Below are 8,208 nucleotides of genomic sequence, written 5' to 3' on the forward strand. Positions count from 1 at the left end.
CCCGCAGGCGCTGRCCGCACTGGGCATCGCTTGATGATCGGCCCGCCCGTCTTCGCGATCGAGGCCACCAACCTGACCGACGAACGCGGCACCGGCATCGGCCGCTACACGCGCCAGCTCATCGAAGCCTTGTCGGCGCTGCAGGTGCCACCGCAGGACGAGTTCGAGCTGCTGCAGCTGTGCAAGCGCTCGCGTTGGCAGCTGCGTGACCGGCTGGCCCAGGGCCCCCGGCTGTCCAGCCGCTGCTGGTGGGGCCCGGTCTGGCCGCTGCCGCGCCCGTCATGCGCCTTGCTGCATGTGCCCGACGAACGCCAGCCGCCCTGGCGCGTGCCCACCGTCGCGACCGTGCACGACCTCTACGCCGCGTTGAACATCAACTACACCGACGAGAAGAAGCGCCAGCGCAAGCTGCGCCATTACGAACATCTGCGCGACAGCTGCGCGCGGCTGGTGTGCGTCAGCGAGAACACGCGGCAGGACTTCCTGCGCCTGGTCGGCGGTGATCCGGCGCGGCTCAAGGTCGTCCATCCGGGCGTCGCACCCGAGTTCCGGCCGCACACGGCGGACGAGATTCAGGCCGTGCGCACGCGCCATGGGCTGGCGGGGCCCTATCTGCTATTCGTCGGCTCCACGCCCAACAAGAACCTGGCACGCACCATCGAGGCCTTCGCCGCTGGGCGCYTCGGCCAGGACTACACATTGATGGTCTGCGGCGAACACTCCCGCAACCAAGGCGAGGCCCTGGCGGCACGGCTTGCCGAGCTGGGCCTGGCCTCGCGCGTGCACTTCGCAGGCTTTGTCAGCGACACGGACCTGCCCGCGCTCTACGCCGGCGCGGCGGCCTATCTCTTCCCGTCCTTGTACGAGGGCTACGGCCTGCCCATCCTGGAGGCCATGGCCTGTGGCACGCCCGTGCTGGCCAGCGACCGCGGCAGTTGCCCCGAGGCGGCGGGTGGCCACGCCGCTATCGCAGACCCGGAGGACATCGAGGCGCTGGCCGCGGGCATTGCGGCCGCGGTGGCGATGACGCCCGCTCGCCGCGCAGCGGCACTGGCCTACGCGCGCACGCGGACCTGGGAGGCCACGGCCCGCGGGACGCTGGCGGTCTGGCGGGAAGCGCTGGCGCGCTAGCCGATCACCTCTTGCACACGGGCCTCGACGTCCGCGGCGCCGATGTCCGACAGCTGCGCGGCCTGCAGCAAGTGCACGTGCTCGGGATCGTGCTCCAGCGGCGGGCGCGGGCCGAGCACGATGAAGGCATGCGTGCCCACCGCGGCCGCGATGTTGACGGCACCCGTGTCGTTGCCGATGCAGGACCGCGCCAGCGACAGGGCCGCCACGCTCTCGGCGACGCTGCTGTCGGTCATCGTCGCCACGCGCTCGCGCAATGCCGGCTCGACGCGCGCCAGGATGGTCTGCGCCAGCACGCCTTCCGCCGGCCCGCCCAGCAGCAGGACGCCGTGGCCACGCGCGGCCAGGCGATTGGCCAGTTCGACGAAGTTGTCTTCGCCCCACTGCTTGTAGGGCTCGGACGCGCCGATGGCCAGTGCATGAAAGGGCCGCGGCAATGGCGCCAGGCGCTCGCCCATGCGCGCCAGCGCATCGGGGCGCACGCTGATGCGAGGCACGATGAGCGCGCTGCAGAAACCCTGGGCGATGGAGAAATTCGTCGCGTCCTTGTAGCCCGCCACGGCGGGGCCGCGGTAGCGACTGATCCAGGGCGATCGGGTCAGCAGCAGGCGCTGCAGCCAGGTCTCGCCGAAGCCGAGGACGGTGCGGATGCCGGCGCGCCAGCAGACGATGATGGCGCGACCCGGATGGTCAGAAAACAGCACCATGCGGTCGAAATGCTTGGGGGCCAGCTCGGCGCCCAGTCGCAGCAGGCCATCCAGGCCGCTGTGGCGGCCGCGGCGACGCTCGCTCTTGCGCGGGCGCCGGTCGAAATCGATGATTTCGCGCACCCAGGGTTCGTGGCCCAGCAGCTCGCGGGCCATCGTGGTGGGCGCGGCGATGAGGCTGACCTGGCCGTCGCGGCTCTGCTCGGCCACGCAGCGGAAGTACTGCGCGTGCCACACAAGATCGCCCATGCCATTGAGCTGCAGCTGCACGGCTGTTTTGGGGCGGGTGTCTGCCGGGCTCATGCGGCCTGCGCCAGCGCGATACGGGCAACGTCGCCGGGCTGGATGTCGGCCAGCCTGGGCGCGGTCAGCATGTGCAGCGTTTCGGGGTCATGCGCCAGCAGCGGACGTGGGCCCAGCATCACCCAGGTCGGCGTGCCGACCGCAGCGGCGATCTGCACGCCGCCCGTGTCGTTGCCCAGGCAGGTCCGCATCAGCGACATGGCCGCCACGGTCTCGGCCACCGTGCCGTCCGTGACGGCCAGGATGCGCGGGCGCAGTGCCGGCTCGACGCGCTGCAGGATGGCCTGCGCCATCTCGCGCTCCGCCGGGCCGGCGATCAGCAGCACCCCGTGGCCGGCGCGGGCCAGCTCGGCGGCCAGCGCGGCGAAGTTGTCGGTGCCCCACTGCTTGTAGGGCTCCGACGAGCCGATGCACAGCGCATGCATGGGCTGTGGCAGGCCCCGCACTCGCGCCTTCATGCGCTCCAGCGCTTCGGGGCGCACGACGAGGCTCGGCACGATGGGTGCATCGCACCATCCATGCGCGATGGCGAACATCGTGGCGTCCTCGTAGGTGCCGACCGCCGGCCCGCTGTAGCGCTGAATCCATGGCCCATGCGACAGCAGCCGGCGCTGCAGCCAGGTCGTGCCATAGCCCAGGCGCTCAGGGATCTTCGCGGCCAGCGCCACCAGGGAGCGGTTCGTGTAGTTGGTGAACAGCACGATGCGGTCGAACTGCTTCTCGCGCAGCTCCACACCCATGCGGAACAGGCCCAGCACGCCACGGTGACGCCCCTGTCGGCCCTCATGGCGGCGCGGGTGGCGGTCGAAGTCGATGATCTCGCGCACCCAGGGTTCATGGCCTACCAGCTGCGGCGCGAACACGGTCGGCGAGGCGATCAGCGACACCTGCCCTCCAAAACTGGTCTCGGCGACGCGTCGAAAGTACGGCACATGCCAGACCAGGTCGCCCATGCCGACCCACTGCAGCAGGACCACGGTGCGCGGGCGGGTGTCGGGGCCTGCCGGGCCGTCCGCGGCGGAACGGATCACCGGCGCGGGCGAAGGCGGAATCGGATGCATCGGGCGTGAGAAGCGGGGGGCGGCGGCGATTCTATGGGCCGGGCATGGCGGCACCGGCTGGCGAAGCGCCTCCAAACACGCACGACAATCACGCCCGATGTCGACCACCGCCGAAGCCAATCCTGCCCGCCGCCTGGGCCAGTACATCTACCCGCACCGTTGGGGCGCGCTGTTGACGGTGCTGGCCTACATCGGCGCGGCCGCCACCGAGCCGATGATCCCCAAACTGATCGGCTATGCCTTCGGCGAGGGCTTCACCAAGGATGCCTTTCCGCTGTGGATGATCCCGGTCGTGCTGATCGGCCTGTACCTGATGCGAGGTGTCTTCGGCTTTGCCGGCCAGTACCTCTTCAACTGGACGCTGACGCGCAGCGTGATGGACTTCCGCTCCACCCTCGTCAACGCACTGCTGCGGCTGGACGCCCAGGTCTACACGCGCATGCAGCCCGGCACGGCGGTCAGCAAGGTCGTCAACGACCCGCAGCAGATCCTGCAGCTCGTCGGCGATGTCGGCGTGAGCGTGCTGCGCGACGGCCTGCCGGCGCTGGCAATGCTGGGCTACCTCTTCTATCTGAACTGGCAGCTGACGCTGCTCAGCCTGGTCGTCACGCCGCTGATGGCGCTGGTGATGAAGAAGCTCAACCAGCGCATGCGGCTGATGGCGACGCGCTCCTATGACTCTCAGCTGCTGCTCGTCAACAAGGTCGACGACCTGACTCGCGCCTGGCGCGTGGTGCGCCAGTTCGGCGCGGCCGCGCACGAACGCGAACGCTTCGCTGCCGTTGCCCACGACGTGCGCCGCAACAACCTGAAGACGGCAACCGCCGGCGCCTTGGCCCAGCCATTGTCGCAACTGGTCGCCAGCGTCGGCCTGTCCTTCATCATCTGCGTGGCACTGTGGCAGGCGCGCGCTCAGGGCACGGGGGTGCAGGCCTTCGCCGAGTTCGTCACGGCCCTGCTGCTGCTGACCTCGCGGCYGCGCCATTTGTCCGACCTGGCCGCGCCGCTAACTCGGGCTACCGTCATCGCCAAGGGCTGCTTCGAGCTGATGGATGCGCCCAAGGAGGCCGACAGCGGCACCCGAGAGCTGCCGTCGCACGCACACGGCGAGCTGACGATGGAAGACGTGCGCCTGACCTATCCCGGCGCCTCCCAACCGGCTCTGGACGGACTCAGCCTCGCCTTTCACGCCGGCAAGACGACGGCCCTGGTCGGGGCCTCTGGCGCGGGCAAGAGTTCCATCATCCATCTGCTGCTGGGCTTCGGCCGGCCGGACGCGGGCCACATCCTGCTGGACGACATCGACATCGAGGCGCTGACGCGTCTATCCCTGCGCCGCCAGTTCGCCGTCGTGTCGCAGGACATCGTGCTCTTCGACGACTCCGTGGCCAACAACATCGCCTACGCGCAGCCGCGCGACGAGGCCAGGCTCGAAGCCGCGCTGCGCGCCGCCCATCTTTGGGACTTCGTGCAGACGCTGCCCGAGGGCGTCGAAACCCACGTCGGCGCCAATGGAAGCAAGCTCTCTGGCGGCCAACGCCAGCGCCTCGCGATTGCCCGGGCGCTGTACAAGGACGCGCCGATCTGGATCTTCGACGAAGCCACCTCGGCGCTGGACACCGAGAGTGAGCGCGCCGTGCAACAGGCCCTGGCCGCCTGGTCGGGCCGCAAGACGCTGATCGTCATTGCCCATCGGCTGTCCACCATCCGCGATGCGGACGTCATCCACGTACTCGGCGCCGGCAAGCTTGTCGAGACCGGCACGCACGCCGAGCTGATCGCGCGCGATGGTGCCTACGCGGCCATGGTGCGGGCACAGCTCGGCGAAGCCTGACGATGAAGCGGCGGGCCCTGCTGCTGTGGGTGGCACTTCCCGCCCTGGCTCAGAGTGAGGTCGAGGCCAACACCGCGACCCGCGCGGAACTCGAATCCCTGCCTGGCCTGGGCCCGGCCCTGGTGCAGCGCCTGCTGGCCGCGCGGCCCTTCAAGGACTGGGCCGACCTGATGCGGCGCGTGCCGGGCGTCAAGGCGGGAACCGCCCGCAAGCTCTCCAGCGCCGGCCTGCGCGTGGCCGGCCAAGCCTTCTCAACAGCCGGCAGCGAACCCGGCTGAGCGGCTCTTGCGAAGCAGCGCCGGGTCGATCTGCGGCGCCCGCGCCGGCCAGCCGAAGAAGCGCTGCACCTCGGCGCGCTTGGCCAGCGTGTCGCTCATGCCCAGGTTGATCAATTCGTTGACGAAGCTAGGTTCGAACAGCAGATAGCTCACGAGCGCCGAGCCGCTGGTCGTCTTGCCCTTGCCGCTGACGCCGAAGGCCCGCAGCATGGCGCGCACCGAGGGCGGCAGGCTGGCCTGATGCTCGCCGGCCAGTTCGTCCAGGCGCCGGCTGGGCGCAATGACGAGCAGCTCGATGGGCCGCAGCGCCGTTGCCGCTCGCGTCTCGCGTGACAACAGGGCCAGCGTGCGGTTGATGCGGCGCAGCCGTTCGACGTCCACCGCCAGCGCATCCAGGAAGATGTTGGACAGCGCATGGCCGGCAATCTGGGCCATGCTGGGATGGGCCTCGGTGGCGGTGACGCGGCGCCCCTCGGGTTCCTTCATGCGGCCCGCGCCGATGACGAGGACGCGCTCGGCACCCAGGTGCACGGCCGGCGAGATCGGCGCGCTCTGGCGCATCGAGCCGTCGCCGAACCACTCGGCCACGCCCTCCAGCTCCAGCAGCTCGGCCGGGAAGATGAAGGGGATGGCCGAGGACGCCATCAGGTGACTCAGGCTCAGCTTGGTCTGCACCGCCATGCGCTGCTCGCGCAGCCACGGCACGACGTGGTGATGGGTCTGGAAGAAGGTGACGTGCTGGCCCGAGGTGTAGCTGGAACCGGTCAGCGCCAGCGCGCGCAGATGGCCGCCGTCCAGCATGGTCTCGATGCGCGGCATGTCGAGGTAGCGGGCCAGCAGCTCGCGCAGCGGTGAATTGTTCAGCAGGCTGCGCGGGCGGCTGCGCGTCCAGCGTGCAATGGCCCAGCCCAGGCTCAACATGCTGAGCCAGCGCGCGCCGCTCCTCACCGCCTCGAACGCGTCGGCACGGTAGATGTTCTCGACATGCAGGCCCTGCCAGAGGTGCAGCAGACCGTCGACGGCGGCGTCGAAGTCGTCCGCGTGGCAGGCCAGCGTCGACGCATTGATGGCGCCGGCCGAGGTGCCGCTGATCACGGGAAACGGGTTCTGCTGCGTCGCGCCGGCATCGCGGCGCAGCTGGGCGATGGCCGCCAGCACGCCCACCTGGTAGGCGGCACGTGCGCCGCCGCCGGTCAGGATCAACCCCGTGACCGGTGGCGTACGGTTGAGCCCCATCGACTGGGATGCGGGCTTGGGCACGGCTTGCAGCATCGGCGGGAATCATCGCCGATGCCGGGGCTCATCCAGCTTCGTAAATGACCTCAGCCGCTGTGCCCAATTTGGCTAAAGCCTCGTCCGCGGGCCAGAAACGGCTGGCCTCGCCAAGTTCCACCAGCCAGCGCGCGCCGACGCTGTCGCCATCCGGCTCGGCCTTGACCGACACGCGCACGGGCAGGCCGAGCTTGCGCTTGCCGCCCTCCTCCGTCTCGACCTCGCGCGGCGGAAAGCGCTCGACCAGCTCCTTGACCAACCCGGCGGCACCGGCATTGCCCAGCAGCAGATGCCGGCCGAACTTGGCGCGCGCCGCCGACAGGCTCCACACCGCCTGCACATTCATGCGCAGGCCGCCCGAGAAGCGGTCGTTCTGCACCTTGCCCTGGGCAATGATGAGTTCGTCCTCGGCCAGCAGTTCCTTGTTGGCGTTCAGCAGTTCCTCGTTGGCCACGGCCTCGATGGCGTCGCTCTTGTCGTCGATCTTGAAGATGGCGACGCGGCCGCGCTGGCCGTTGATGACGCGCATGTCGCTGACGATGCCGGCCACCAGCGTCGGCTCGCGGCTGTCCACCAAGTCGGCGATCTGGCGCTTGACGATGCGCCGCACCTCGGCGCCGCCGTGGTCGAACAGGTGGCCCGACAGGTAGAAGCCGATGGCGGTCTTCTCCAGCGACAGGCGCTCCTTGATGCTCCACACGGGCGCGTCGACCAGATCGGGCTCGACATGCGAGGCCGCATGCGAGTCGCCGAAGTCGAACAGGCCGCCCTGATCGGCATTGGCCTCCTGCGTTTCGGCATGCGTGTAGCCGCGGCCGACGCTGGCGAGCAGCCGTGAGCGCTCGGGGTTGATGCTGTCGAAGGCGCCGGCCTTGATCAGCGCCTCCACCGCGCGCTTGTTGACGGCCTTGCGGTCGACGCGCAGGCAGAAGTCGTAGAAGCTCAGGAAGGGCCCGCCTGATTCGCGCGCGGCGATGATGGCCTCGATGGCGCCGCGGCCCGTGCCTTTGACGGCGCCCARGCCGTAGTTGACGAGGCGGTTCGTCATCGGCTCGAAGCGGTAGACGCCCTTGTTGACGCAGGGCGGCTGGAACTCGATGCCGAAKATCTTGGCGTCATTGAGCAACACCTTGAGCTTGTCGGTGTCGTCCATTTCGATGGTCATGTTCGCGGCGTAGAACTCGGCCGTGTAGTGCGTCTTCAGCCAGGCCGTGTGATACGACAGCAGCGCATAGGCAGCGGCGTGCGACTTGTTGAAGCCGTAGCCCGCGAACTTTTCCATCAAGTCAAAGACTTCATCCGCCTTGGCCTGGTCGATGCCCTTCTCCGCGGCTCCCTTGCGGAAGATCTCGCGGTGCATGGCCATTTCCTCGGCCTTCTTCTTGCCCATCGCGCGGCGCAGCATGTCGGCGCCGCCGAGGCTGTAGCCGCCCAGCACCTGGGCGGCCTGCATCACCTGCTCCTGGTAGACGAAGACGCCATACGTCTCCTCCAGCACCTGGCCCAGCAGCGGGTGCGGGTACTCGATGGCCTCCTTGCCGTGCTTGCGCGCCACGAAGGAAGGAATCAGGTCCATCGGGCCCGGGCGGTACAGCGACACCAGCGCGATCAGGTCCTCGAAG

Annotated in this window: 7 protein-coding genes; 3 read left to right on the forward strand and 4 right to left on the reverse strand. The window is 69.3% G+C overall.

Translation table 11 applies throughout. The features are described from left to right. The first annotated feature begins 33 nt into the window (after window positions 1-33). Entirely contained in the window at window positions 34-1,131 is a 1,098-nt protein-coding gene (locus AC1DU6_RS13470) for a glycosyltransferase family 4 protein (protein WP_477857711.1), read from the forward strand. Here the strand turns inward: AC1DU6_RS13470 and AC1DU6_RS13475 are convergent. Both AC1DU6_RS13475 and AC1DU6_RS13480 read right to left on the reverse strand, forming a co-directional pair. Next, the gene (locus tag AC1DU6_RS13475; RefSeq protein ID WP_477857712.1) at window positions 1,128-2,141 is read right to left on the reverse strand and encodes a glycosyltransferase family 9 protein; all 1,014 of its coding nucleotides are present in this window, start codon (window positions 2,139-2,141) and stop codon (window positions 1,128-1,130) included. The genes AC1DU6_RS13470 and AC1DU6_RS13475 overlap by 4 nt on opposite strands. Continuing rightward, window positions 2,138-3,172: a glycosyltransferase family 9 protein gene (locus tag AC1DU6_RS13480; RefSeq protein ID WP_457323638.1), complete on the reverse strand. Its 1,035-nt coding sequence runs from the start codon at window positions 3,170-3,172 to the stop codon at window positions 2,138-2,140. Before AC1DU6_RS13480 ends, AC1DU6_RS13475 begins: the two co-directional genes overlap by 4 nt. Window positions 3,173-3,299: 127 nt before the next feature. On the opposite strand from AC1DU6_RS13480, the gene AC1DU6_RS13485 reads away from it, so the two are divergent. Then, entirely contained in the window at window positions 3,300-5,036 is a 1,737-nt protein-coding gene (locus tag AC1DU6_RS13485) for an ATP-binding cassette domain-containing protein (RefSeq protein WP_477857714.1), read from the forward strand. Between the two features lie 2 nt (window positions 5,037-5,038). Beyond that, window positions 5,039-5,314 carry a ComEA family DNA-binding protein gene (locus AC1DU6_RS13490; protein WP_457323640.1) on the forward strand — a complete coding sequence of 92 codons (276 nt, stop codon included), beginning with the start codon at window positions 5,039-5,041 and terminating at the stop codon, window positions 5,312-5,314. On the opposite strand, the gene AC1DU6_RS13495 is transcribed toward AC1DU6_RS13490, so the two are convergent. Together AC1DU6_RS13495 and dnaE are read right to left on the reverse strand one after the other, a co-directional pair. After that, complete coding sequence (locus AC1DU6_RS13495) at window positions 5,288-6,586, reverse strand: patatin-like phospholipase family protein (protein ID WP_082532913.1); 1,299 nt, start codon at window positions 6,584-6,586, stop codon at window positions 5,288-5,290. The two genes, AC1DU6_RS13490 and AC1DU6_RS13495, sit on opposite strands and share 27 nt — an antisense overlap. 28 nt (window positions 6,587-6,614) lie before the next feature. After that, the coding region (gene dnaE / locus AC1DU6_RS13500; RefSeq protein ID WP_477857717.1) for a DNA polymerase III subunit alpha at window positions 6,615-8,208 on the reverse strand (1,594 nt) is incomplete at its 5' end.

The sequence above is a fragment of the Roseateles sp. P5_B10 genome (assembly GCF_056400485.1).